Annotated in this window: 21 protein-coding genes and 1 pseudogene; 10 read left to right on the top strand and 12 right to left on the bottom strand. The window is 69.9% G+C overall.

Annotated elements, in window-relative coordinates:
- Positions 1–29: 29 nt before the first annotated feature.
- Together ACIA8X_RS03355 and ACIA8X_RS03350 are read right to left on the bottom strand one after the other, a co-directional pair.
- Positions 30–878, bottom strand: coding sequence for an ABC transporter permease (locus tag ACIA8X_RS03355; protein ID WP_399457693.1), 849 nt, complete (start codon positions 876–878; stop codon positions 30–32).
- Positions 875–1894 (bottom strand): ATP-binding cassette domain-containing protein, encoded by a 1020-nt coding sequence (locus tag ACIA8X_RS03350; protein ID WP_393454058.1) that lies wholly within the window; start codon positions 1892–1894, stop codon positions 875–877. The genes ACIA8X_RS03355 and ACIA8X_RS03350 overlap by 4 nt, the downstream gene beginning before the upstream one ends.
- 264 nt (positions 1895–2158) lie before the next feature.
- Here ACIA8X_RS03350 and ACIA8X_RS03345 point away from each other — a divergent pair, with 264 nt between their 5' ends.
- Entirely contained in the window at positions 2159–3139 is a 981-nt protein-coding gene (locus ACIA8X_RS03345) for an NAD(P)H-quinone oxidoreductase (RefSeq protein WP_393454061.1), read from the top strand.
- A gap of 129 nt (positions 3140–3268) precedes the next feature.
- On the opposite strand, the gene ACIA8X_RS03340 is transcribed toward ACIA8X_RS03345, so the two are convergent.
- Entirely contained in the window at positions 3269–3574 is a 306-nt protein-coding gene (locus ACIA8X_RS03340; protein WP_393454064.1) for a hypothetical protein, read from the bottom strand.
- Between the two features lie 1117 nt (positions 3575–4691).
- Here ACIA8X_RS03340 and ACIA8X_RS03335 point away from each other — a divergent pair.
- Entirely contained in the window at positions 4692–5243 is a 552-nt protein-coding gene (locus ACIA8X_RS03335) for a PadR family transcriptional regulator (RefSeq protein ID WP_393454067.1), read from the top strand.
- 86 nt (positions 5244–5329) lie between these two features.
- Complete coding sequence (locus ACIA8X_RS03330; RefSeq protein ID WP_093907591.1) at positions 5330–5872, top strand: bacterial proteasome activator family protein; 543 nt, start codon at positions 5330–5332, stop codon at positions 5870–5872.
- Positions 5873–5992: 120 nt separating this feature from the next.
- Here ACIA8X_RS03330 and ACIA8X_RS03325 read toward each other — a convergent pair whose 3' ends face one another.
- On the bottom strand, positions 5993–7699 hold the full coding sequence (locus tag ACIA8X_RS03325) for a protein kinase (RefSeq protein ID WP_393454071.1): 1707 nt from the start codon (positions 7697–7699) through the stop codon (positions 5993–5995).
- Positions 7700–8085: 386 nt separating this feature from the next.
- Here ACIA8X_RS03325 and ACIA8X_RS03320 point away from each other — a divergent pair, with 386 nt between their 5' ends.
- The 4 genes from ACIA8X_RS03320 to ACIA8X_RS03305 all read left to right on the top strand — a co-directional run bounded on the left by ACIA8X_RS03320 (position 8086) and on the right by ACIA8X_RS03305 (position 13775).
- Positions 8086–9651, top strand: a complete 1566-nt coding sequence (locus tag ACIA8X_RS03320) for a protein kinase (RefSeq protein ID WP_393454074.1) — start codon at positions 8086–8088, stop codon at positions 9649–9651.
- A gap of 489 nt (positions 9652–10140) precedes the next feature.
- Positions 10141–11319 carry a pyruvate dehydrogenase (acetyl-transferring) E1 component subunit alpha gene (gene pdhA / locus ACIA8X_RS03315; RefSeq protein ID WP_393454077.1) on the top strand — a complete coding sequence of 393 codons (1179 nt, stop codon included), beginning with the start codon at positions 10141–10143 and terminating at the stop codon, positions 11317–11319.
- A 1-nt stretch (position 11320) separates the two neighbouring features.
- A complete protein-coding gene (locus ACIA8X_RS03310) occupies positions 11321–12325 on the top strand; it encodes an alpha-ketoacid dehydrogenase subunit beta (protein WP_393454080.1) in 1005 nt (334 codons plus the stop codon).
- A 10-nt stretch (positions 12326–12335) separates the two neighbouring features.
- The gene (locus tag ACIA8X_RS03305; protein WP_399457692.1) at positions 12336–13775 is read left to right on the top strand and encodes a dihydrolipoamide acetyltransferase family protein; all 1440 of its coding nucleotides are present in this window, start codon (positions 12336–12338) and stop codon (positions 13773–13775) included.
- Positions 13776–13858: 83 nt separating this feature from the next.
- Here ACIA8X_RS03305 and ACIA8X_RS03300 read toward each other — a convergent pair whose 3' ends face one another.
- The gene (locus ACIA8X_RS03300) at positions 13859–14758 is read right to left on the bottom strand and encodes a D-alanyl-D-alanine carboxypeptidase family protein (RefSeq protein WP_393454086.1); all 900 of its coding nucleotides are present in this window, start codon (positions 14756–14758) and stop codon (positions 13859–13861) included.
- 205 nt (positions 14759–14963) lie between these two features.
- Here ACIA8X_RS03300 and ACIA8X_RS03295 point away from each other — a divergent pair, with 205 nt between their 5' ends.
- Together ACIA8X_RS03295 and ACIA8X_RS03290 are read left to right on the top strand one after the other, a co-directional pair.
- The gene (locus ACIA8X_RS03295) at positions 14964–15626 is read left to right on the top strand and encodes a GntR family transcriptional regulator (RefSeq protein WP_393454089.1); all 663 of its coding nucleotides are present in this window, start codon (positions 14964–14966) and stop codon (positions 15624–15626) included.
- Positions 15623–16918, top strand: a complete 1296-nt coding sequence (locus ACIA8X_RS03290; protein ID WP_393454092.1) for a nitrate/nitrite transporter — start codon at positions 15623–15625, stop codon at positions 16916–16918. Before ACIA8X_RS03295 ends, ACIA8X_RS03290 begins: the two co-directional genes overlap by 4 nt.
- 22 nt (positions 16919–16940) lie before the next feature.
- Here the strand turns inward: ACIA8X_RS03290 and ACIA8X_RS03285 are convergent, their stop codons facing one another.
- Together ACIA8X_RS03285 and ACIA8X_RS03280 are read right to left on the bottom strand one after the other, a co-directional pair.
- Positions 16941–17714: an SAM-dependent methyltransferase gene (locus tag ACIA8X_RS03285; RefSeq protein ID WP_399457691.1), complete on the bottom strand. Its 774-nt coding sequence runs from the start codon at positions 17712–17714 to the stop codon at positions 16941–16943.
- 305 nt (positions 17715–18019) lie between these two features.
- Positions 18020–18844, bottom strand: a complete 825-nt coding sequence (locus ACIA8X_RS03280; RefSeq protein ID WP_399457690.1) for a maleylpyruvate isomerase family mycothiol-dependent enzyme — start codon at positions 18842–18844, stop codon at positions 18020–18022.
- Positions 18845–19044: 200 nt separating this feature from the next.
- On the opposite strand from ACIA8X_RS03280, the gene ACIA8X_RS03275 reads away from it, so the two are divergent.
- On the top strand, positions 19045–19842 hold the full coding sequence (locus ACIA8X_RS03275) for a carbon-nitrogen family hydrolase (protein WP_399457689.1): 798 nt from the start codon (positions 19045–19047) through the stop codon (positions 19840–19842).
- 10 nt (positions 19843–19852) lie between these two features.
- Here the strand turns inward: ACIA8X_RS03275 and ACIA8X_RS03270 are convergent, their stop codons facing one another.
- The 5 genes and pseudogenes from ACIA8X_RS03270 to ACIA8X_RS03250 form a co-directional block, all read right to left on the bottom strand.
- Entirely contained in the window at positions 19853–20350 is a 498-nt protein-coding gene (locus ACIA8X_RS03270) for an LURP-one-related/scramblase family protein (RefSeq protein WP_393454104.1), read from the bottom strand.
- A pseudogene (locus tag ACIA8X_RS03265) lies at positions 20347–20481 on the bottom strand (AraC family transcriptional regulator); the annotation flags it as partial. The gene ACIA8X_RS03270 and the pseudogene ACIA8X_RS03265, both read right to left, overlap by 4 nt.
- A 40-nt stretch (positions 20482–20521) precedes the next feature.
- Positions 20522–20770 (bottom strand): DUF6458 family protein, encoded by a 249-nt coding sequence (locus ACIA8X_RS03260; protein ID WP_393454106.1) that lies wholly within the window; start codon positions 20768–20770, stop codon positions 20522–20524.
- Positions 20771–20829: 59 nt separating this feature from the next.
- Positions 20830–22125: a M18 family aminopeptidase gene (locus tag ACIA8X_RS03255; protein WP_393454108.1), complete on the bottom strand. Its 1296-nt coding sequence runs from the start codon at positions 22123–22125 to the stop codon at positions 20830–20832.
- 166 nt (positions 22126–22291) lie between these two features.
- Positions 22292–24118, bottom strand: coding sequence for an acyl-CoA dehydrogenase (locus ACIA8X_RS03250; protein WP_393454110.1), 1827 nt, complete (start codon positions 24116–24118; stop codon positions 22292–22294).
- Between the last annotated feature and the right edge of the window lie 94 nt (positions 24119–24212).

Here is a 24212-nt window from a genome sequence, read left to right as displayed (position 1 = left end):
CCGGTCGGCGGATTACTTGCGTCGGCCGGCTACTTGCGGTTGTACAGCCGCATCGTGATCGGCCCGAAGACCAGCACGAACAGCCCGGCCCAGCCCAGTGACCAGGCGATCTCGTCGGCCGGCCAGTCACCCGCCATCAACTCGCGCACGGCCGAGGACAGATGGGTGATCGGGCTGTTGTTGACGAAGGCCTGGAGCCAGCCCGGCATGGTGCTCGGGTCGACGAAGACGTTGGACAGGAAGGTGAGCGGGAAGATCACCATCATGCTGACGCCCATCACCGACTTCTCGGAACGCAGCATCAGCCCGAACATCGTCCAGATCCACGAGAACGCGAACGAGAAGACGACCAGCAGCGTGATCCCGGCGAGCACGCCGACGACGCCGCCGTCCGGGCGGTAGCCCAGGATGATGCCGACGGTGAGCATCACGATGGATGCGATGGTGTAGCGCAGGGCATCGCCGAGCAGATAGCCGACCATGGTCGACGGCCGCCAGATGGGCAGCGACCGAAAGCGGTCGAAGACGCCCTTCTCGATGTCGGTGTTCACCGAGACACCGGTGTACATCGTGATCATCACGACCGACATCACCAGGATGCCCGGCAGCAGGAACTGGATGTACTCCTTCGGCGACCCGGCCAGGGCGCCCCCGAACAGGTACGTGTACATCAGCACCATCATGATCGGGAACGCGGTGACGTCGAAGAGCTGCTCCGGCACATGCTTGATCTTCAGGATCGCCCGCCAGCCGAAGGTCATCGAGGCCGACCAGGCGCTGGGCCGCGGCGGCCGCTCCCCGGCGACGAGCAGCGCGGCGAGCGACTCGGCCCTGACCGGGGCGAGTTCCTTGTTCTCGGTGGTCGTCGCGGTGCTCATGCCGCCACCTCGTCCTTCCTGTCGTCGGCGTCGCCGGCTTCGCCGGTGTCGTGTCCGGTGAGGGCGAGGAACACCTCGTCCAGGCTGGGCTGGCCCAGCGAGAAGTTGTCGACGGTGACGCCGGCGCGGGCGAGTTCGTTCAGCGCGCGGGCGGCCTGCTCGGCCGCGGTGTCGTCGCTCGCCGCCCCACTAAGGCGGGCGGTCAGCGCCACCGGGTCGGGCTCCGGCTGCACATGCGCGTCGAGGGCACGGACCAGCAGGTCCGCCGCCAGGTCCCGCTGTGCCGGGTCACGCAACCGCAGATGTACGGACCCCGCGCCGACGGACGCCTTCAGCTCGCCCTTGGTCCCCTCGGCGATGACCTTGCCGCGGTCGATGACGGCGATACGGGACGCCAACTGGTCGGCCTCGTCCAGGTACTGCGTGGTCAGCATCACGGTGGTGCCCTGGGCGACGACCGCCCGGATGATCTCCCACACCTGGTTGCGGCTGCGCGGGTCGAGACCGGTCGTCGGCTCGTCGAGGAAGAGCAGGTCGGGGGTGTTCAGGATGGACGCGGCGATGTCGATACGGCGCCGCATGCCGCCGGAGTAGTTCTTGACCTGCTTCCCGGCCGCGTCGGTCAGTCCGAAGGCCTCCAGGAGCTGCCCGGAACGCTGCCGCGCGGCCTGCTTGCCGTGCCCGAGGAGCCGGCCCAGCAGGACCAGGTTCTCGGTGCCGGTGAGGTCCTCGTCGACGGAGGCGTACTGCCCGGTGAGACTCACCCGGCCGCGCACCTCGTCGGCTTCGCGCACGACGTCGTGGCCGAAGACATGGGCCTCGCCGCCGTCGGGTCGTAGGAGGGTGGCGAGCATCTTCACCGTGGTCGTCTTGCCGGCGCCGTTCGGGCCGAGGACGCCGTAGACCGTGCCGGCCGGAACCGCGAGGTCCACGCCGTCGACGGCCCGTGTCTCACCGAACGTCTTCACCAGGCCGGCGGTCTCGATGGCGAGACCGGTCGTCGTCTGCGTGCTCATGCTGTCGGGGTCCTTCCGGGTGGTCCTTCCGCGTTCTTGGCTACGCATGGGGAGACTTTTACGGTCGCGCAAACTCATCGGCGGCGCACAGGGATTTTCGAAGAGACCGGTCCAAGGTCCGAGGGGGGATGGGGCCGGGGACGGAGGCGGGAGGCCGCGGGCGGGGCTGGGGACGGTCCCGGCGAGGCTGTGAGGGTGCGGGCGGGACGCCCCGTGTGGGGTACGCGGGCCGGTGAGCGAAGGCCGAGGAGTAGCGTCCGTGCCATGCATGCGATCACGATTCCCGAACCTGGTGGGCCCGAGGCGCTGGTGTGGGACGAGGTCCCCGATCCCGTGCCCGGTGAGGGCGAGGTGCTGGTCGAGGTGGTGGCCGGGGCCGTCAACCGCGCCGACATCCTGCAACGACAGGGCTTCTACAACCCGCCGCCCGGCGCCTCCCCCTACCCCGGCCTGGAGTGCTCCGGCCGGATCGCCGAGGTCGGCCCCGGCGTCTCCGGCTGGGCCGTCGGCGACGAGGTGTGTGCGCTGCTCGCGGGCGGCGGCTACGCCGAGAAGGTCGCCGTACCGGCCGGCCAACTGCTCCCCGTGCCCAAGGGCCTGAGCCTCACCCAGGCCGCCGCCCTGCCCGAGGTGGTCTGCACGGTCTGGTCGAACGTCTTCATGGTCGCCCACCTCCGCCCCGGCGAGACCCTGCTCGTGCACGGCGGCTCCAGCGGCATCGGCACCATGGCCATCCAGCTCGCCAAGGCCGTCGGCGCCAAGGTCGCCGTCACCGCGGGCAGCAAGGAGAAGCTGGACCGGTGTGCCGAGCTGGGCGCCGACATCCTGGTCAACTACCGGGAACAGGACTTCGTCGCCGAGGTCAAGAAGGCCACCGACGGGGCCGGGGCCGACGTCATCCTCGACAACATGGGCGCCAAGTACCTCGACCGCAACGTCCAGACCCTCGCCGTCAGCGGCCGTCTCGCGATCATCGGCATGCAGGGCGGCGTCAAGGGCGAGCTGAACATCGGCGCACTCCTGGCCAAGCGCGGCGCCATCAGCGCTACCTCACTGCGCGCCCGCCCGGTCGCCGAGAAGGCGGCGATCGTGGCGGCAGTACGCGAGCATGTGTGGCCGCTGCTGGACGCCGGCCACGTACGTCCCGTCGTCGACCGCGAACTCCCGATGAGCGACGCGGCCGAGGCACACCGGGTGGTGGAGGAGAGCGGGCATGTGGGGAAGGTGCTGCTTGTTGTGCCGTAGGGGTGGTTGAGCGGTTGTCGGGGCGAGCGTCGCCGGGCGGCGGAGGGCGGAGGCTGTGCGCGGCTCGACTCGGTCGCCCACGAGGAGTCGTTACCCGGAGTCCGCCTGCTCCGGAGGACCTCCGCCCCTCTAGCCGCGCCGTAGCCGCAGGCCGACGAAGGCGAGGCCCAGGCCGAGTCCGACGAGTACCAGCCCGCTGCCGAGCGGCAGGATCTGCATCACGGGTTCGACGGGGCCCTCGGCATGCGTGACGGGCTGCCGTACGTGCTGCGTGAGCGGGGCGGAGGGCTCCGCGGAGGCGTCCCGAGCGGGGTCGTCGGCAGTATCCGCACTCTCGGGCGCACTGCCGCCGTCGTCCTCGCCCTCAGCTTCCGCCTCCGGCAACGTCGCGCCGTCGCGCTCTTCGTCGCCCGTGTCGTCGCCGTCGTCGCCCACGCCGCCGTCCGGCTCGTCCCGTGTCGCCTCCTCGTCCTCCAGCGGTCCCTTCTCCCGCCCCGGCCGCTGCCGCCCCTCGCCCGCCCGGCTCCCGGCCCGGGACGGCCCGTCGGAGGGCGCGGGCGGGGAGGTGACGGGCCCGTGAGCGGCAGAGGCGGACGACGCCTTCGGCTCCCTGGACTCCCGGGGCTGCTTGGGCTTGCCGTACCCCCTGGACTCTCCGGATCCCCTGGATGCCTTGGACTCCCCGGAAGCCCGGGGCTCCCTGGATTCCTGGGGCTTCCCGGATTCCCGGGGCTCCTTGGGCGCCGTGGACTCTCCAGGCGCTGCGGAGAGGTCAGAGGCTGCCTCGGACTCATCCGAACGGCTGGAGGAGGGCCGGGGTTCGGCTGGGGAGCCCGATGACTCCCCCGAGGCTTCCCCGAAGGAACTCCTGGGCGAACCTGTAGGCGCGGAGGGAGCCCGGGACCCGGCCGCGGAGCTGGAGGGAGTCCCGAGCACACCGGCTCTACCGGCACCGCCCGCACCGCGCGGACCCTCATGGCCGTACGACACTCCAGCCCCCCACAGCCCCATAGCCACCCCCACCACCAGCACAACCAGGAATCTCCACGCCCGAAGAGCCACGAGACCACGCACCGCCGACCGCCCCTGAATCGCTGGCCGCCCCTGCACCGCCCCCAGGGCCAACCGCACGCTGATCCCGCCCACGCCCCCCGACGGTGAGAACCGGGCGACGGCGCCCCCGCGCCCAGCCCTCGGCGAGGCGGCGATCGCAGCACCCGGGACGAACTGCCCGGGCCTGACGGCAGGCCCCGAGGCGGCCCGCATCATCCGCTGCTCTACGGAACCAGCACCAGCACCCGCAGCCGCACCCGCATCCACACCCGTGCCCACAGCCCCAGCCGCACTCGCAGCCCCAGTCACCCCCACACCCGCCGGCCGGCACCACGCACCCGCCGACCCGCACCCGGCCCCCACACCACCGGACGCATCCCGTACCCGTCGTTTTCCCACCACGGCCAGCCATGGAGTCATAGGGACAAGCCTCACAGAACCCACCACACCCGGCATTCCGCACTCCGCCACCCGACCGAATCCGGCGCACAATCCGGGTATGTCGATACGACACGGGCTGCTGGCGCTCCTGGAACCCGGCGCCCGCTACGGCTCGCGGCTGCGTACCGAATTCCTGGCGCGCACGGGTGGGACCTGGCCGCTGAACATCGGCCAGGTCTATACGACCCTCGGCCGGCTGGAGCGGGACGGCCTGGTCGTGCAGGACGGTGTGGACCAGGCGGGGCGGGTGCTGTACACGCTGACGGAGGCGGGCCGCGCCGAGCTGCGGGCCTGGTTCGCGCGTCCCGTGCAGCGGGTGAGCCCGCCCCGCGACGAGCTGGCGATCAAGCTGGTGATGGCGGTCGGAGCGCCCGGCATCGACGTACGCGAAGTCGTGGGAACGCAGCGCAGACATGTGACCGAGGCCCTGCACGGCTACGTACGGCAGCGGGCCGAGGCGCTGGCGCGGGCGCACGAGCATCCGGACGAGCTGGCCCGGCTGCTCGTCCTGGAGCAGCTCGTCTTCCACGCCGAGGCGGAGAGCCGCTGGCTCGACATCTGCGAGGCCCGTCTCCTGCGACTCACCCGGGCCGGGGACGCCGAAGAGTGACGAAAAGTCCCGCACCGTAAACGGTGGATCTCTCCCCACGGGGGGCACCACGATGATGAGCTGTACGGGTGCGAGAGAATGGCGGCATGGAGATGCCGAGGAACGAAAGGTCGCCCGAGACCCCCCAGATCCTGGTCGTGGGCCAGGACGGGATGGCGCTCACCGGCGGCAACGGAGACGAGGACTCCCGCGAGATCCCGGTGACGGAGCAGGTCGAGCAGCCGGCGAAGGTCATGCGCATCGGAAGCATGATCAAGCAGCTGCTCGAAGAAGTCCGCGTGGCTCCTCTGGACGAGGCGAGCCGGGTCCGGCTGAAGGAGATCCACGCCAGTTCGGTGAAGGAGCTGGAGGACGGTCTGGCGCCGGAGCTCGTCGAGGAGCTGGAGCGGCTCTCCCTGCCGTTCACGGACGAAGCGACCCCGAGTGACGCGGAACTGCGCATCGCGCAGGCCCAGTTGGTCGGCTGGCTGGAGGGCCTCTTCCACGGCATCCAGACCACGCTGTTCGCCCAGCAGATGGCGGCCCGCGCCCAGTTGGAGCAGATGCGTCGCGCCCTCCCGCCGGGCGTCGGCGGCCACGAGGACGGCGAGCCGGGCCAGGGCGGCCGAGTGGGTGGGCCGTACCTGTAACGGGCCGTACCCGTACCACCGTCCCCCGACACGAGAAGGGCCCGGCAGCCGATGCTGCCGGGCCCTTTCACATCACGGACGTCATCACGGACGTCGGTATGGACGGACGTTACCGCCGCCTTACTTCGGAAGACCCGTCGAGACCTCGATCGTGAACACCGGCGGGTTGTCCGGGTCGAACTCCTTGTAGGACTTGGGCGTTTGCGCCATGACGGTGTTGTGGCCGAACAGGTTCTCGTTCACCTCGACCGTCTTGTAGTCCCAGCCCGCGGCGTCCAGGCACTTCTTGACCGACGGCCAGGACTTGAACATGAAGCTCGGTGCCCGCACGTAGCCGGTGTCGTCGTAGGTCTTCAACGGGTCGGTGCACGCGGTCGTCTCGACCGTGTTCGTGGTGTCCCCTTCCCGGTATCCCGGCGCGTCCGTCCCCGTGCCCGTCGGGCTCGGGGACGGGCTGTAGCTGTAGGTGTAGTCGCTCGTCGGCAGGCTGTACGGATCGTCGTTGCCGCCGTCGTCGTTCAGCGTCGTCGCCAGGATGAGGCTGACCACCGCCACGACGGACACGACGATCGAGACGATGATCGTCGACCGGTTCTTGCCGCCGCCCGAAGGGCGCTGCGGCTGGGGCGGGATGCCGTACGGCGGCGGGGCGGGGACACCCGGCGGCGGGGTCGAGATGCCCGGCTGCGGGGAGTAAGCGGCCGGCGGGGGCGTCCCATGACCGGGCTGCTGCGGATAGCCGTACGCCGCGGGCATCGCCGGCGGCGGGGTGCTGTACGGGTTCGGGGGCGGGGTCTGCTGGTACGGCGTCTGGACGGGGGCGGCCGGTGGGGGCGTCTGGACGACCGGCGGGAACACCGCCGCGCCGACACCCTGACCGTTCTGCGTCTGCGCGCCCGGCACGATGCTCGGCGGAGCCGCCTGGAAGGACGCGGCCACGCGCAGGCTCTCGTCGCGCATGGCCTCGGCGCTCGGGAAGCGCTCGTTCGGATTCTTCTTCAGCGCGCGGGCGACCAGCGCGTCCACGGCCGGCGGCAGGGCGCGGTTGATCGAGGAGGGCGCCACCGGCTCCTCCTGCACATGCGCGTACGCGATCGCCAGCGGCGAGTCCGCGTCGAACGGCAGTCGCCCGGTGACCAGTTGGAACAGCATGATGCCGACCGAGTACAGGTCGGAGCGGGCGTCCACGGCCCGGCCCAGCGCCTGCTCCGGTGAGAGGTACTGCGGGGTGCCGACCACCATGCCGGTCTGTGTCATGGAGGTCACACCGGACTGCATGGCGCGCGCGATGCCGAAGTCCATCACCTTGACGACGCCGCGCTTGTTCACCATCACGTTGCCCGGCTTGATGTCCCGGTGGACCAGCCCCATCTCGTGGCTGATCTCCAGCGCCGCGAGCACATCCGCGATGATCTTCAGCGCCTTGTCGGCGGGCACCGCGCCGAACTGCCGTATGTCCTCGTCGAAGACCGAACTGAGCGGCCGGCCCTCGATGTACTCCATGACGATGTACGGCGTCGGCATGCCGTCGCCCGCGGGGGAGCCGCTGTCGGACAGCGTGTCCTCGCCGGTGTCGAAGACCGAGACGATGTTGGTGTGCGTGAGCTTCGCCACGGCCTGCGCCTCGCGGCGGAAGCGCTCGCGGAACGCCTGCTCGCGGCCGAGCTCGGTGTGCAGCGTCTTGACCGCGACCTGCCGGTCGAGCACGGTGTCGTACGCGAGGTGCACCGAGGCCATGCCGCCCTGGCCGAGCAGGTCGCGCAGCTGATAGCGGCCGCCGGCCAGGGCCCGCCCCGCGTTCGCGCCCTGTGCGCCGTCCTGGCTCATGTTCTGCTTCCCCCGTAGCCTCTTGGGCCCCTGCGATTGCCGTGGATCGGTTGAGTGGATCAGTTGTGTGGATCAGTTGATCCGCGTGGTCCGAGTGATCCATGTGCTATTCCCGGCCAAGTCTGCCCCACGGCACTGACAGGTCAAGCGAGGTGCCCGTTCCGTGACCGTACGCGAAAGAAGAGTCTCGGAAGCGTTACAGGGGCAGTACGGGCGGTACACAGAATTTGCACGAGGGGACGGGGTACCGGTTTGATGGCCGGTCCGTCTCCTTCCGGTTTGGGGCGACCGTCTCGGACCGACGGCTTGCGCGGAGCCTGTAGCGTGGCCGACGGAGACCGTAACAACACCGCGCGCACCGCGGGCAGAAACGACGGCGAGGACCGATGGCACAGCAGCAGCGCGCTCAGGGCCCGTCCGACCCCGAGGCGGCTGGCGGCGGTATGTCAGACGCGCCGGAGATGTGGGGTAACGGCGGACTTGTCGGGGACGGCCGTTATCGGCTGACCCGCAGACTCGGCCGGGGCGGCATGGCCGAGGTGTTCGCCGCCGAGGACGTGCGCCTCGGGCGCACCGTGGCGGTCAAGCTGCTGCGCTCCGATCTCGCCGAGGACCCGGTCTCCAAGGCCCGCTTCACGCGCGAGGCCCAGTCGGTGGCCGGCCTCAACCACCACGCGATCGTCGCCGTGTACGACTCCGGCGAGGATTTCGTGAACGGCCACGCGGTGCCGTACATCGTCATGGAGATCGTCGAGGGCCGTACGATCCGCGACCTCCTCCTCAACGCCGAGGCGCCCGGGCCCGAGCAGGCCCTGATCATCGTCTCCGGTGTCCTGGAGGCCCTCGCCTACTCGCACCAGCACGGCATCGTGCACCGCGACATCAAGCCCGCCAACGTCATCATCACCCACAACGGCGCCGTGAAGGTGATGGACTTCGGCATCGCCCGCGCGCTGCACGGCGCTCAGTCGACGATGACGCAGACCGGCATGGTCATGGGCACCCCGCAGTACCTCTCGCCCGAGCAGGCGCTCGGCAAGGCGGTCGACCACCGCTCCGACCTGTACGCGACCGGCTGCCTCCTCTACGAACTCCTCGCGCTGCGGCCGCCGTTCACCGGCGAGACCCCGCTGTCGGTGGTCTACCAGCACGTCCAGGACATCCCGACCCCGCCGTCCGAGGTCTCCGACGCGACGCCGCCGGAGCTCGACGGCCTGGTCATGCGCTCGCTCGCCAAGGAGCCGGACGACCGCTTCCAGACGGCCGAGGAGATGCGCGGCCTCGTCCAGTACGGCCTGCAGATGCTGTACGACCAGGGCGGCCACACCGGCACCTGGAACACCGGCCCGGTGGCGATGCACGACGGCCGGCACACCCCGGCCGCGGGCTTCGCGAACACGACCGTCATGGGGCACCCCGGCGACTCCGGCTCCGGTACGACGCAGATCCCGCAGCCGATCCTGCCCTCCGGATACGGCGGCGGGGACGACGGCGGCTTCGAGGGGCACGGCAACAAGGGCAGCGGCCGCGGCAAGCTGTGGATCCTCGCCGTCTTCGCGGTGATCGCCATCGCGGCGGGTGTCGCGCTGGCGCTGAACAACGGCGGCGGTGGCGGCGGGGGCGGCGACACCACGCCGACGCCGACGACCTCGCAGACCACCGACGAGAACAAGGACAGCGAGACGCCGAGCGACGAGCCGACCGAGGAGCCGACCGACACGGTCACGGACGACGGCACCGGCACGGGCATCGACCCGACCTACGAGCCGACCGAGGATCCGACGTTCACGCCGACCGAGGATCCCACGTACTCGCCGACCGAGGATCCGACCACGGCGGAGCCGACCGAGGATCCGACCGAGGAGCCCACGGAGGACCCGACGGTGGATCCGACCGAGGATCCGACCGAGGAGCCCACGCTGCCGACGGGCGGCACCGGCGGCGGTGTCTGACCGGCCCCGCCCCACCGGCTCGGACTGACCGAAAACGTCCCCACGCGCGCGTGCGGCCCGGAAACGGGCTTCACGCGCGCGGGCCGTTTACGACGGGTGGCCGAATCACTCAGCGGGCATAACCTGACATATCTGCCCTCGTGAACGAGAGCAGCGTCACACGACTTCGGTGACCTCGCCCTCGATGACTCTTCCCGTGACCTGGGTCACCGATATAACGTGCCGTTGTTCCGGCCCCCTGCAAGGCTGTGACCAGGACTTGTTCCCGGCTTTCGCGATTTACTTGGATATCCAAGCAAAAACGCAGGTCAGGAGGGGTTTCACAGAAATGTGGAGCACTGGGTAACGTGCCTGTTGCAGGGCGCTCGCCGGGGCACCTGTCACGCCTGTCCCCATCGAGCCGCACCCCACCCCGTGCGCTCGAGGGCCGCAGGTGAGCTGCACTGGCACCCGGCGAACCCGGGTAGCCGGACCGACGGAGGAGCACACGTGACCGTGGAGAGCACTGCCGCGCGGAAACCGCGACGCAGCGCCGGTACCAAGAGCACGGCCGGCAAGAGCACGACCACAAGGAAATCGGCGAGCACGGACCCTGAGCTGGTCCAGCTGCTCACCCCCGAGGGCAAGCGCGTCAAAAACGCCGAGTACGACAAGTACGTCGCCGGCATCACCCCCGAAGAGCTCCGCGGCCTCTACCGCGACATGGTGCTCACCCGTCGCTTCGACGCCGAGGCCACTTCCCTGCAGCGTCAGGGCGAGCTGGGTCTGTGGGCGTCGCTGCTGGGCCAGGAGGCCGCCCAGATCGGCTCCGGCCGGGCCACCCGCGAGGACGACTACGTCTTCCCGACCTACCGCGAGCACGGCGTCGCCTGGTGCCGCGGAGTCGACCCGACCAACCTGCTCGGCATGTTCCGCGGCGTGAACAACGGCGGCTGGGACCCGAACAGCAACAACTTCCACCTCTACACGATCGTCATCGGCTCCCAGACGCTGCACGCGACCGGATACGCGATGGGCATCACCAAGGACGGCGCCGACAGCGCGGTCATCGCGTACTTCGGTGACGGCGCCTCCAGCCAGGGCGATGTCGCGGAATCGTTCACCTTCTCCGCGGTCTACAACGCCCCCGTGGTGTTCTTCTGCCAGAACAACCAGTGGGCGATCTCGGAGCCGACCGAGAAGCAGACCCGGGTGCCGCTCTACCAGCGCGCACAGGGCTTCGGCTTCCCCGGCGTCCGCGTCGACGGCAACGACGTCCTGGCCTGCCTGGCCGTGACGAAGTGGGCGCTGGAGCGCGCCCGGTCCGGCGAGGGACCGACGCTGGTCGAGGCGTACACGTACCGCATGGGCGCCCACACCACCTCCGACGACCCGACGAAGTACCGGGCCGACGAGGAGCGCGAGGCCTGGGAGGCGAAGGACCCGATCCTGCGCGTTCGCCGGTACCTCGAGGCTTCAAACCACGCGGACGAGGGATTCTTCGCGGAACTGGAGGCCGAGAGCGAGGCGTTGGGCAAACGAGTGCGCGAAGCGGTCCGTGCCATGCCGGACCCGGACCACTTCGCCATCTTCGAGAACGTGTACGCGGACGGGCATGCGCTCGTCGACGAGGAGCGCGCCCAGTTCGCCGCCTACCAGGCGTCGTTCGCGGACGTAGAGGGGGCCTGACATGGCAGCGGAGACCGGCAAGGCTGTGACATCGAAAAGCATGGCTCTGGCCAAGGCGATCAACGAGTCGCTGCGGCGCGCCCTCGACACGGACCCCAAGGTCCTCATCATGGGCGAGGACGTCGGCAAGCTCGGCGGCGTCTTCCGTGTGACGGACGGCCTGCAGAAGGACTTCGGCGAGAGCCGGGTCATCGACACCCCGCTGGCCGAGTCGGGCATCGTGGGCACGGCGATCGGCCTCGCCCTGCGCGGGTACCGGCCCGTGGTGGAGATCCAGTTCGACGGCTTCGTCTTCCCGGCGTACGACCAGATCGTCACGCAGCTCGCGAAGATGCACGCGCGCTCGCTCGGCAAGGTCAAGCTGCCGGTCGTCGTGCGCATCCCCTACGGCGGCGGCATCGGCGCGGTGGAGCACCACTCGGAGTCGCCGGAAGCCCTCTTCGCGCATGTGGCGGGCCTGAAGATCGTGTCGCCGTCCAACGCGTCGGACGCGTACTGGATGATGCAGCAGGCCATCCAGAGCGACGACCCGGTGATCTTCTTCGAGCCGAAGCGGCGCTACTGGGACAAGGGCGAGGTCAACACCGAGGCCATCCCCGGCCCGCTGCACAAGGCGAAGGTCGTCCGCGAGGGCACGGACCTCACCCTGGCCGCGTACGGCCCGTTGGTGAAGCTGTGCCAGGAGGTCGCCGACGCGGCCGCCGAGGAGGGCAGGAACCTGGAGGTCCTGGACCTGCGCTCGGTCTCGCCGCTGGACTTCGACTCCATCCAGACCTCCGTCGAGAAGACCCGCCGCCTGGTGGTGGTCCACGAGGCCCCGGTGTTCTTCGGCTCGGGCGCGGAGATCGCCGCCCGGATCACGGAGCGCTGCTTCTACCACCTGGAGGCCCCGGTTCTGCGGGTCGGCGGCTATCACGCCCCGTATCCGCCGGCGCGCCTGGAGGAGGAGTACCTGCCGGGTCTGGACCGGGTGCTCGACGCCGTCGACCGTGCCCTGGCGTACTGAGGAGAGGGTCGTGACGACGATGACGGAAGCGTCCGTGCGCGAGTTCAAGATGCCCGACGTGGGCGAGGGCCTCACGGAGGCGGAGATCCTCAAGTGGTACGTCCAGCCGGGCGACACGGTCACCGACGGCCAGGTGGTGTGCGAGGTCGAGACGGCCAAGGCGGCCGTGGAACTGCCCATCCCGTACGACGGGGTGGTCAGCGAGCTGCACTTCCCCGAGGGCGCGACGGTGGACGTCGGTACGGCGATCATCGCGGTGGACGTCGCGGGCGGGTCGGCGGCCGCCGCCGCTCCGGCGCCGGCCGCGCAGCCGGAGGCCCCGGAGGACGAGCCCAAGTCGGCGGGCTCGGGCCGTCAGCCGGTGCTGGTCGGCTACGGCGTGGCCGCGTCCTCGACGAAGCGCCGCCCGCGCAAGGGGGCCGACGCCGCGCGCCAGGAGCCCGTGGCGGCGGCGCAGGCAGTGCAGGCCGTGCAGTCCGAGCTGAACGGGCTCAACGGACATGGTCCCGTTCCCGCCCAGGCGCCGCAGCCGCCCCGCCCGCTGGCGAAGCCGCCGGTGCGCAAGCTGGCGAAGGACCTGGGCGTCGACCTGGCCACGGTGACGCCCACCGGCCCCGACGGCATCATCACCCGGGAGGACGTGCACGCGGCGGTGGCCCCGCCGGCCCCGGCCGCCGAGCCGGTGCCCCAGGCCGCCCCGGTCGCCGCTCCCGCCGCCACCCCGGCGCCGGTCGCCGCGTACGACACGGCCCGGGAGACCCGTATCCCCGTCAAGGGCGTCCGCAAGGCCACGGCGGCGGCGATGGTCGGCTCGGCGTTCACGGCACCGCATGTCACGGAGTTCGTGACGGTGGACGTGACGCGCACGATGAAGCTGGTCGAGGAGCTCAAGGAGGACAAGGAGTTCGCGGGCCTGCGCGTGAACCCCCTGCTGCTGATCTCCAAGGCCCTCCTGGTCGCGATCAAGCGCAACCCGGACGTCAACGCGTCCTGGGACGAGGCGGCCCAGGAGATCGTGCGGAAGCACTACGTCAACCTGGGCATCGCGGCGGCGACCCCGCGCGGTCTGATCGTCCCGAACGTCAAGGACGCCCACACCAAGACGCTTCCGCAACTGGCCGAAGCACTCGGTGAGTTGGTGTCGACGGCGCGGGAGGGCAAGACCACCCCCGCCGCGATGCAGGGCGGCACGGTCACCATCACCAACGTCGGCGTCTTCGGTGTCGACACCGGGACCCCGATCCTCAACCCCGGTGAGTCCGCGATCCTCGCGGTCGGCGCGATCAAGCTCCAGCCGTGGGTCCACAAGGGCAAGGTGAAGCCGCGTCAGGTGACGACCCTGGCGCTCAGCTTCGACCACCGTCTGGTGGACGGCGAGCTGGGTTCCAAGGTCCTGGCGGACGTGGCGGCGATCCTGGAGCAGCCGAAGCGGCTGATCACCTGGGCGTGAGGCACAGGCGGTACCGACACAGGCGGTAGCGAAAGGGGCGGCCACTCTCGAGTGGCCGCCCCTTTGCTGTGTGACTGCGTGTGTCAGCTGATCTTGGCGTAGCCGTAGTTGATGAGCTTCTTCACGTCCGTCGTGCGGCTGGCCTCATTGGGAGCGGTGAGGACGGTGCCCATCACCGACTCGCCGTTGAGCGTGGCCGCGAAGACGAGGCAGTACTTGGCCTCGGTGCCGGAGCCGGTCTTGATGCCGAGCGTGCCGTTCCAGCCGAGCAGCGTGTTGGTGTTCTTCCACGCCGCCATCGTGCGGGTGGCGCCCGTCTTCGTGATCGTCTTCGCCGTGTACGACTTGGTCTTCACGACGGTCTTGAACGTCGAGCTCTTCATCGCGCTGCGGGCGACCTTCGTCAGGTCGCGCGGCGTCGAGTAGTTGGAGCCGTTGCTGATGCCGTCGAACGAGTCGAAGTGCGTGTTCGTCATGCCCAGGCTCCTGGCCATGGTGTTCATCTTGCCGATGAACGACTTCACGCGAGCGTTCACCGTCGTGCCCGTGCCGAACTTGTCGGCGAGGGTCATCGCGGCGTCACAGCCCGACTTGAGCATCATCCCGTACAGCAGCTGACGGACGGTGACCTTGTCACCGACGATCAGGTTGGCCGACGACGCGCCCTTGGAGACTATGTAGTTGCTGACCTCCTTCTTGATCGTGACCTTGGTGTCCAGGTTGAGGTTCGACTGCGAGAGCACGACCTTCGCGGTCATGACCTTCGTGGTGGAGGCGGTGAGCCTCTTCGTGTCAGCGGCCTTGGCGAACAGGGTCGTGCCGGTCGCGCTGTTCATCAGGTACCCGCCCTTGGCGGTGATGGTGGGCGCCGTCACGGCCTGCGCGGGTGCCGCGGTGAGGGCTCCGGTGGCGAGCACGGCGCCGGTCGTCACGGCGACGGCTGCGGCTCTGCGGATGCGGAAGCCCTTGGTGGCGGTTATCAACTGAAATACCCCGATTACGTCGAATGCCCCTGAGTGCGGCCAAGTTGGAGGGGAAGACAGGCGGGCCGCACGTGTGTGACACGTAAGTAGCACAGAAGGTTGTGTGGTTGTTGAGGCGGGTTGTCCTTTGTGGGCGAGAGTCGGCCGTGCGTCCGCATGATGGACCAATACCGCCATGCGTACGTGTTGTATCTATGCTGTGCTCATGCCTACCGCCCCACCCGCCCCCCTGAAGCAGCCCCCCGCCGCCGACCGCGTCTACACCCACGTCAAACAGGGCGTCCTGGATCGCCGTTACGAGGGCGGGACGCTGCTCACCGAGGGCGAGCTCGCCGAGGCCGTGGGGGTCTCGCGCACCCCGGTGCGGGAGGCGCTGCTGCGGCTGGAGGTCGAGGGGCTGATCAAGCTCTACCCGAAGAAGGGCGCACTGGTCCTGCCGGTCTCCGCACAGGAGATCAAGGACGTCGTGGAGACGCGGATACTCGTCGAGGAGCACGCCGCGCGCAAGGCCGTACCGGCGCCGCCCGGCCTCATCGAGCGCCTGGAGGAACTGCTCGCCCGGCAGAAGGCGCAGGCCGCCGCCGGTGACCTCGCCGGAGCCGCCGTCACCGACCGGTGCTTCCACGCGGAGATCGTCCGCAGCGGCGGCAACGAGATCCTCTCGCGGCTGTACGACCAACTGCGCGACCGGCAACTGCGCATGGGCGTCGCCGTACTGCACTCCCACCCCGACCGGATCGCCAAGACCCTCGTCGAGCACGAGGAGATCCTCCAGGCCCTGCGCTCCGGGGACGCCGAGGCCGCCGTCGGGCTGGTCCACCGGCACATCGACTGGTTCTCGCACCTCGCACGAGGTGAGGAACGATGAAGTACGCCGCACTGCCCGGCGATCCTCCGGGCGGCCGCCGCGCCATCGCGGTCTGGGGCATAGGCGTCTCGGTCTACTTCGTCGCCGTCATCTTCCGTACGTCGCTGGGGGTCGCCGGCCTCGACGCCGCCGACCGCTTCGACGTGAACGCCTCGGCCCTGTCGACGTTCTCGATCCTCCAACTGCTCGTGTACGCGGGCATGCAGATACCCGTCGGCCTGCTCGTCGACCGGCTCGGCACCAAGAAGGTGCTGACCCTGGGCGTGGTGCTGTTCACGGCGGGCCAACTCGGCTTCGCCTTCTCGCCGTCGTACGGCATGGCCCTCGCCTCGCGCGCGCTGCTCGGCTGCGGCGACGCGATGACGTTCATCAGCGTGCTGCGGCTCGGCACCCGCTGGTTCCCGGCCCGGCGCGGTCCGCTGATCGCCCAGCTCGCGGGGCTCGCGGGCATGGCGGGCAACCTCGTCTCCACGCTGGTGATCGCGCGGCTGCTGCACGGGGTGGGCTGGACGGCGGCGTTCGCCGGCAGTGCGGGGGCCGGTGTCGTCGTACTCGTGCTGATGCTGTTGTTCCTGAAGGACCACCCCGAGGGGCACGAGCCGGAGCCGCTTCCGCACCTGGGCGCGGCGTACGTACGACGCCAGATCGCCGCGTCCTGGCGGGAGCCTGGCACCCGGCTGGGCCTGTGGGTGCACTTCACGACGCAGTTCCCGGCGATGGTGTTCCTGCTGCTGTGGGGGATGCCGTTCCTGGTGGAGGCGCAGGGGCTGTCCCGGGCCACGGCCGGTGAACTGCTCACCCTCGTCGTCCTGTCGAACATGGTGTTCGGTCTGGTCTACGGCCAGGTCGTCGCCCGGCACCACGAGGCGCGGCTGCCGCTGGCGCTCGGGACCGTCGGGGCGACGGCGGTGCTGTGGGCGACGACGCTGGTCTGGCCCGGTGAGGCGGCGCCGATGTGGTTGCTGCTCGTGCTGTGCGCGGTGCTCGGGGCGTGCGGGCCGGCCTCGATGCTCGGGTTCGACTTCGCGCGGCCGGCGAATCCGCCGGAGCGTCAGGGGACGGCGTCCGGGATCACCAACATGGGCGGTTTCGTCGCCTCGATGACGACGCTGTTCGCGATCGGTGTGCTGCTGGATGCGACCGGGGGCGACTACGCCGTCGCCTTCTCGGTGGTGTTCGTGCTCCAGGCGCTGGGGGTCAGCCAGATCCTGCGGCTGCGGAAGCGGGCGGCGCGGCGGGAGCGGGAACGGCTGGTGGCCAGCAGGGTGGAGACGGTGCACGTTCCCGCGTGAGCCGGCAGACCGGTACGGGGGTTCAGCGGGCCGGGACGAGGGTGAGGTAGGCCAGGCCCAGGACCCCGCGGTAGCTCATCCACTGGGCGCGGTGGCGGTCCAGGCGTTCGCGGGTCTCGGCGGCGAGGGGGTGGTCGGGGTGGCCGGCCAGCCATATCTCCTGGTCCGCCTGGTATGCCGACTCGAACTCCTCCCACTCGTCCATGGTCGCCGTCTCGGTCCACTCCGGGCGGAAGCCGGCGGCGACCGCGAGGTCGAGCAGGGTGGCGAGGTCGTGGTGGTCGGTGGCGGCTGCGCCCGGCCACATGCCCTTGAGTTCGGCGGAGGTCGGGGTGCGCTGCCAGAAGCCCTCGCCGAGGAGGACTCGGCCGTGGTCGCTGACCAGGCGGCGTAGTGCGCGGAGGGCGTCGGGCGTGTGATGCGGGGGTTCGGCTGTGCTCAGGGCCTGGCTTGCTCCCAGGCACAGGACCAGGTCGGCGGGGCCGTGCGAGGTGTCCGTGGCGGATTCCTCGATGAACTCGGCTCGTTGGGTCAGGCCTCTGGTCTCGGCGTTGTGGCGGGCGCGGGTCAGGTCGGCGGTGTTGAGGTCGATGCCGATGCCGGTTGCCTCGGGGGTGGCGGTCAGGATGCGGAGCATCAGTTCGCCCCAGCCGCAGCCGATGTCCAGGACGGTGGTGGGGTTTGTGCGGGTGAGGCGGTGGACGAGGGTGTTCGCCCGGGTCTCGGACAGGGGGCCGTGGAAGGTCAGGCGGGTGAGGCGTGGGGGGTGGCTGGTGTTGGTTTCTGTGTCGGTCACGGACGGACGGTAGCTGTGGGTGGGGAGTCGGAGACAGCGGTTTTTCTCGCCCCCGCCGCCCCTACCCGTCCCATCCACCAGGGGCGCTGCCCCTTCGACCCCGGCCCGCTTCTGGGGGCTGCCGTCCCCAGACCCCCGCTTCGGCCCTTAAAGGGCCTCGTCCTCAAACGCCGGACAGGCTGAAAGGCACGGACCGGCGCCGAGACGTCGCCGTCGCTCCACCAAGGCGCCCCAGGTGATGGGAGCCTCGTCCTCAAACGTCGGGCGCGCTGGACTGTGCTGGTCGGCGCGAGCCGGTGTCGTCGCTACGGCGTCACCGTGAAGTTGCGCAGGATCGCTGTTGTCAGGCCCGTGTCGCCCTCTGCCTTTACGCGGTCCGCGGCTGCCTCCGGTGTGACGCGGCCGCAGGCCAGGCGGACGTAGGTTTCCCAGTCGAGGGTGAGGGTGGCGGCGGGGCCGAGGGCGGGGGCCGTTTCGAGGGTGCCGCGGCCCTGGATGTCGATGCGGATCGTGCGGAGGAACTCGATCGGGCCGTGGACGTCGAAGACGATCGCCGAGCTGCGCGGGGCGTCGGCCTTGGTGGCGACGATCTCGGGGAGTTTGGAGAGCAGGACGTCGCGGGCGACGTGGGCGCCGGGGGAGTCGAGGTTGCCGGGGCGGCCGAGGGCGGCGCGCAGGTCCTGTTCGTGGGCCCACACGTCGAAGGCGTGGTTGCGCATCGACTCTTCGAGCGTCAGCTCCGCGCCGAGCGGGCCGCGCACCTTCGTGCCGGGGTCGCGGGACTCGTTCCGCAGCTGGCGGTTGCGGCGGATGATCGTGTACTCCAGCTCGGACGTCATCTCCGGCGCCGTGTGATGACGGCGGACGTCGACCTGCATCTCCATGTAGCGCTGTTGGTCGTTGGTGACGTGGAAGAGGTCGCGCGGGAGCGTGTGGATGGGGCGCGGGTCGCCGAGCATCTCGCAGTCCAGGCCGATGACATGGGAGACCACATCGCGCACCGACCAGCCGGGGCACGGCGTGCGCCGATTCCACTCGCCCTCCACGAGCGGCGTCACCAGCTCGGATATCGCTTCGATGGAGTGGGTCCAGGCGTCGGCGTAGGGCTGGAGGGTGGGATGCAGACTCACGGAACGGGACCCCTCGGCGGTTGGTGCGTCGGTACGCGGGCAATTTGTGGCGGCGGTGCCAGTGGGCGGCTGCTGTCGGCGGGTGTCTTGGAACGCTAAGTTACGCTGCTGTGAGGCACCCCGGCAGTGCTTTCGTGTGACGATCGTAGGCCCCGCGTGGATGCCCGTGTGGACCGCTCGAATGCCAGGACGGTGGTAGTGTGCGCGCCTCTTTGCTCCAGATCGACGTCAATGAGGGCGAATCGGTCGAATCGCGTCGGCTGAGGGTTGCCTCGCTCGTGCGGGAACAGGCCGGGGCGGCCGACCTTGTTGTCCTGCCCGAGTTGTGGACCACCGGGGCGTTCGCCTACGAGGAGTTCGCCGCCGAGGCCGAGCCGCTCGAAGGGCCGACGCACGAGGCGATGGCCAAGGCCGCGAGCGACGCGGGCGTGTGGCTGCACGCGGGCTCGATTCCCGAGCGTGATCCGGAGGGACCGCTCTACAACACGTCTCTCGTCTTCTCCCCCTCCGGTGATCTGGTCGCCGCGTACCGAAAGATCCATCGGTTCGGCTTCGACAAGGGCGAGGCCGTGCTGATGGGCGCGGGCGAGGAACTGGTGACGGTCCGTCTGCCCGAGACCACCCTGGGCGTGGCCACCTGCTACGACCTACGTTTCCCCGAACTCTTCCGCGGCCTCGTCGACGCCGGCGCCGAGACCCTGGTCATTCCGGCGGGCTGGCCGGAGCGCCGCCGGGCGCACTGGACGCTGCTGGCTCAGGCGCGGGCGGTGGAGAACCAGGCGTTCGTGCTCGCCTGTGGAACGGCCGGGACGCACGCGGGAGTTCCGCAGGCCGGTCACTCGATCGTGGTCGATCCGTGGGGCGAGGTGCTGGCGCAGGCCGGTGCGGGGGAGCAGGTCCTCACGGTGGAGTTCGACCCGGCGAAGGTGGCGACGACCAGGGAGCAGTTCCCGGCACTGAAGGACCGGATGCTGGGGCTGACGGCACCTCGCCGCTGACGGTTCCCCCTCAGTCCTCCCCCCGCTCCTTCTCCGCCAGGTGGATCACACACACCGCCACCGCGATCAGCAGCGCCGGATCCGCGTCGTCCCGTACGACGTCCACGCCGTATGTCTCCCGGACGTGCAGCCACCGCCGGGAGATGACGGCCAGCAGTTCGCCGTCGTACTCCACGGCGAACTCCCGGTCGAGGATCTTGCCGCTGACGTCGAGTTCCGTGCTGCCGTCCGCCAGGGACACCCGGTAGTGGTTGCGCAGCAGGGACAGTCGCTTGCGGCGGATCTTCGCCAGCGGCTCGCCGTCCCGCTCGATCACCATCGTGTCGCGCAGCGCGAGCATCTTCTGGCGGATGTCGATGAGGACGCGCCCCTGGGTGTCCTTCAGCTCGAAGGTGTCCCGCAGCCGCATCGCCTTGCCGTCGACGAGGAACACCTTGTTGCCCCGGTCGTCCTCGATCCAGTAGTCGTCACCGAAGCCGAGGAGCCGGTCGCGTACGAGGAATCTCATGACACGAGGGGTTCCCCGCCACCCGGCCCGAAACGCCGTCTGTAGGCCGACGGGCTGAGCCCGGTCCCGCGCCGCACACGCGCGCGCGGGTTCGCTGCCGTACCGAGCCCGCTCCGCGCCGCCACCCCGTCCGGCACCGGCCGCCGCCCCCGTCCTCGAACCCACCTGCTCTCAGACGCCGTAACCGTCGCTGTAGCCGTCCCGCCGGTGGTGGTGCTCGTCCTGGACGACCGGCGTCGAGGGCGGTACCACCACCCGCTTGCGCCGGGCGATGCTGCTGAACGTCGTGGTGCCGATCAGCCCCACGATCATCAGAATGACGCCGACCAGGTCGAGGTTGACCCCCTCCATCTCCCAGTCGGTCGCGAACGTGAGGATGGCTCCCGCGGCGATGAGGATGATGCATCCGCCGAGGCCCATAGTGTCGCCTCCTTGTGCCGGTGGTTCCGGTCGCGGGCGGGTACCCAACGCTGCCGGAACTACCCCTCCAGGAACGCCACCAGCGAGTTCGCCAGCAGATGCGGGTCGTCCGCACCGCACAACTCCCGCGCACTGTGCATCGACAGGATCGCCACGCCGATGTCGATGGTCCGGATGCCGTGCCGGGCCGCGGTGATCGGGCCGATGGTGGTGCCGCAGGGCATGGCGTTGTTGGAGACGAAAGACTGGAAGGGGACGTCCGCCTTCTCGCAGGCGGCCGCCCACGCCGCGCGGCCCGAACCGTCGGTCGCGTAGCGGTTGTTGACGTTGACCTTGAGGATCGGCCCGCCGTTGACGCGCGGGTGATGCGTCGGGTCGTGGCGCTCCGCGTAGTTGGGGTGGACGGCGTGGCCCGTGTCGGACGAGAGACAGACCGTGCCCGCGAAGGCGCGTGCCCGGTCCTCGTACGATCCTCCCCGCGCGAACACCGAGCGCTCCAGGACGCTGCCCAGCAGCGGCCCGTCGGCGCCCGTGTCGCTCTGCGAGCCGTTCTCCTCGTGGTCGAAGGCGGCCAGCACCGGGATGGAGGGCAGGGCGCCACCCGAGGCCGCCGCGGTCAGCGCCGCCACGCCCGAGTGCACCGAGAGCAGGTTGTCCATGCGCGGGCCGGCGACCAGCTCCTTGTCCCGGCCCAGGTAGGCCGGCGGCTCCACGGAGTGCGTCATCAGGTCCCAGCCGGTGACCTCGCCCGCCGCGATCCCGGCCGTCTCCTCCAGGAAGGCGATGAGGTCGCCGTCGCGCACGTCGTTGCCGAGGCCCCAGACGGGCTGCAGATGCCGCTGCTTGTCGAGCTTGAGCCCCTCCGCGGACACCGAGCGGTCCAGGTGGATGGCGAGTTGGGGGACGCGCAGCAGCGGACGGTCCACGTTCACCAGCCGCGACGAACCGTCCCGCAGCGTCAGCCGGCCCGCCAGGCCCAGGTCCCGGTCGAGCCAGGAGTTGAGCAACGGCCCGCCGTAGATCTCCACGGCCACCTGCCGCCAGCCGTGCGCCCCGCTGTCGGGGAGCGGCTTGACGCGCAGGTTGGGGGAGTCCGTGTGCGCGCCCACGATCCGGAACGGCGTGTGGGGCGCCGCGCCCTCGGGGACGTACCACGCCACGATCGCGCCACCGCGCAGCACGTACTTGCCGCCGCTCGACCCGTCCCAGGCGTCCGTCTCAGCGACCTGCCTGAAGCCGGCCTTCTCCAGCCGCTCGGCGGTGTTCGCCACGGCGTGGTATGGCGACGGGCTCGCCGCCAGGAAGGACATGAGGTCGTCGGTGTGGCCGCGGTCGAAGCGGGGGGGTGCGCTCATGGGGTTCACCTTAACGACGTACGAGGGCCCGCTCCCGGTGAAGGAGAGCGGGCCCGCGTAAGGGCGATGTGGATTGTCCGTGAGTGACTGGAAAGCCTGGCTGAAACCGAGTGGCCGGACCGAGTGGTTCGGCCGCTCGGCTGAGCCGGGCGGTGGGAGCCGTCGGCTAGAACGCCGCCTCGTCCAGCTCCATCAGGTCCAGGTCGACGCCCTCGGCGAGCTTGCGCGCACCGGTGACGCCCGGCAGGACGTTGGCCGCGAAGAACCTCGCCGCCGCGATCTTGCCCTGGTAGAACGCCTTGTCCTTGGCGGAGGCGGTCTGAAGCTTCTCGGCCGCGATCGCGGCGCCCTTGAGCAGCAGGTAGCCGACCACGACGTCGCCGGAGGCCAGCAGCAGGCGGGTGGTGTTGAGGCCCACCTTGTAGATGTTCTTGACGTCCTGCTCGGTGGCCGCGAGGTCGGTCAGCATCAGGCCGACGATCGCCTCCAGCTCCACGGCGGCCTTCGCGAGGTGCTCGCGGGCGCCGGCCAGCTCCTCGCCGCCGGTGCCGACCGCCAGGAACTTCTTGATGTCCTCGGCGAGACCGTTCAGGGCCGCGCCCTGGTTGCGGACGATCTTCCGGAAGAAGAAGTCCTGGCCCTGGATCGCCGTGGTGCCCTCGTACAGGGTGTCGATCTTCGCGTCCCGGATGTACTGCTCGATCGGGTACTCCTGGAGGAACCCGGAGCCGCCGAAGGTCTGCAGCGACTGGGCCAGCTGCTCGTAACCCTTCTCGGAGCCGTAGCCCTTCACGATCGGCAGCAGGAGGTCGTTGAGCGCGTGCTCGGCCTTGGCGTCCTCGCCGGCGGCCTCCTTGACGGCGATCGCGTCCTGGATGGAGGCGGTGTAGAGGACCAGGGCGCGCATGCCCTCGGCGTACGCCTTCTGCGTCATCAGCGAGCGGCGCACGTCCGGGTGGTGCGTGATGGTGACCTTGGGCGCGGCCTTGTCCATGAAGTCCGCCAGGTCCTGGCCCTGGACGCGCTCCTTGGCGTACTCGAGGGCGTTCAGGTAGCCGGTGGACAGCGTGGAGATCGCCTTCGTGCCGACCATCATGCGGGCGAACTCGATGATGCGGAACATCTGGCGGATGCCGTCGTGCTTGTCGCCGATCAGCCAGCCCTTGGCGGGGTGACGGTCGCCGAAGGTCATCTCGCAGGTGTTGGAGGCCTTGAGGCCCATCTTGTGCTCGACGTTGGTGGCGTAGGCGCCGTTGCGCTCGCCCAGCTCGCCGGTCTCGAAGTCGAAGAGGTACTTCGGGACGAGGAAGAGGGACAGGCCCTTGGTGCCGGGGCCGGCACCCTCGGGGCGCGCGAGCACGTAGTGGAGGATGTTCTCCTCCATGTCGTGCTCACCGGACGTGATGAAGCGCTTCACGCCCTCGATGTGCCAGGAGCCGTCCTCCTGCTGGATCGCCTTGGTGCGGCCGGCACCGACGTCGGACCCCGCGTCCGGCTCGGTGAGCACCATGGTGGAGCCCCAGGTCCGGTCGACCGCGATCTGGGCGATCTTCTTCTGGACGTCGTTGCCCTCGTCGTAGAGGATGCCGGCGAACGCCGGGCCGGAGGAGTACATCCACACGGCCGGGTTCGAGCCGAGGATCAGCTCCGCGTACGACCAGATCAGGGACGGCGGAGCCGTCGTGCCGCCGATCGCCTCGGGGACACCGAGCCGCCAGTACTCGGAGTCCATGAAGGCTTTGTAGCTCTTCTTGAAGGACGCGGGGACCGGCGCGGTGTTGGTCTCCGGGTCGAAGACCGGCGGGTTGCGGTCGGCGTCCGCGAAGGACTCGGCCAGCTCGTTCTCCGAGAGCCGGGTCAGCTCCTCAAGGATGCTCTTCGCGGTCTCGACGTCCATCTCCTCGAACGGACCCGTGCCGTACAGCTTGTCGCGGCCGAGTACCTCGAAGAGGTTGAACTCGATGTCGCGGAGATTCGACTTGTAGTGCCCCATGGTGACGGCTCCGTAGAGGGATCGGCGAGGCACTGGGATCCTCGCGGCTAGTTCACGTACCAACAAGTAGCTACGATGATGCTACCCGTCAGTA

Origin of the sequence: Streptomyces sp. NPDC051738, assembly GCF_044453205.1 — a bacterium.
GTDB lineage: Bacteria > Actinomycetota > Actinomycetes > Streptomycetales > Streptomycetaceae > Streptomyces.
Note: the sequence above shows the minus strand (reverse complement) of the source record. Positions and strands in the feature narration are given on the sequence as shown.

Excerpts from the sequence above, each read along its gene's own strand:
- ACIA8X_RS03350 (WP_393454058.1), bottom strand. The coding sequence starts at position 1,894 with ATGAGCACGCAGACGACGACCGGTCTCGCCATCGAGACCGCCGGCCTG.
- ACIA8X_RS03250 (WP_393454110.1), bottom strand. The coding sequence starts at position 24,118 with ATGGGGCACTACAAGTCGAATCTCCGCGACATCGAGTTCAACCTCTTC.
- ACIA8X_RS03310 (WP_393454080.1), top strand. The coding sequence starts at position 11,321 with ATGGCAGCGGAGACCGGCAAGGCTGTGACATCGAAAAGCATGGCTCTG.
- ACIA8X_RS03335 (WP_393454067.1), top strand. The coding sequence starts at position 4,692 with ATGTCGATACGACACGGGCTGCTGGCGCTCCTGGAACCCGGCGCCCGC.
- ACIA8X_RS03355 (WP_399457693.1), bottom strand. The coding sequence starts at position 878 with ATGAGCACCGCGACGACCACCGAGAACAAGGAACTCGCCCCGGTCAGG.
- ACIA8X_RS03255 (WP_393454108.1), bottom strand. The coding sequence starts at position 22,125 with ATGAGCGCACCCCCCCGCTTCGACCGCGGCCACACCGACGACCTCATG.
- ACIA8X_RS03260 (WP_393454106.1), bottom strand. The coding sequence starts at position 20,770 with ATGGGCCTCGGCGGATGCATCATCCTCATCGCCGCGGGAGCCATCCTC.
- ACIA8X_RS03345 (WP_393454061.1), top strand. The coding sequence starts at position 2,159 with ATGCATGCGATCACGATTCCCGAACCTGGTGGGCCCGAGGCGCTGGTG.
- ACIA8X_RS03330 (WP_093907591.1), top strand. The coding sequence starts at position 5,330 with ATGGAGATGCCGAGGAACGAAAGGTCGCCCGAGACCCCCCAGATCCTG.
- ACIA8X_RS03270 (WP_393454104.1), bottom strand. The coding sequence starts at position 20,350 with ATGAGATTCCTCGTACGCGACCGGCTCCTCGGCTTCGGTGACGACTAC.
- ACIA8X_RS03290 (WP_393454092.1), top strand. The coding sequence starts at position 15,623 with ATGAAGTACGCCGCACTGCCCGGCGATCCTCCGGGCGGCCGCCGCGCC.
- ACIA8X_RS03320 (WP_393454074.1), top strand. The coding sequence starts at position 8,086 with ATGGCACAGCAGCAGCGCGCTCAGGGCCCGTCCGACCCCGAGGCGGCT.
- ACIA8X_RS03295 (WP_393454089.1), top strand. The coding sequence starts at position 14,964 with ATGCCTACCGCCCCACCCGCCCCCCTGAAGCAGCCCCCCGCCGCCGAC.
- ACIA8X_RS03325 (WP_393454071.1), bottom strand. The coding sequence starts at position 7,699 with ATGAGCCAGGACGGCGCACAGGGCGCGAACGCGGGGCGGGCCCTGGCC.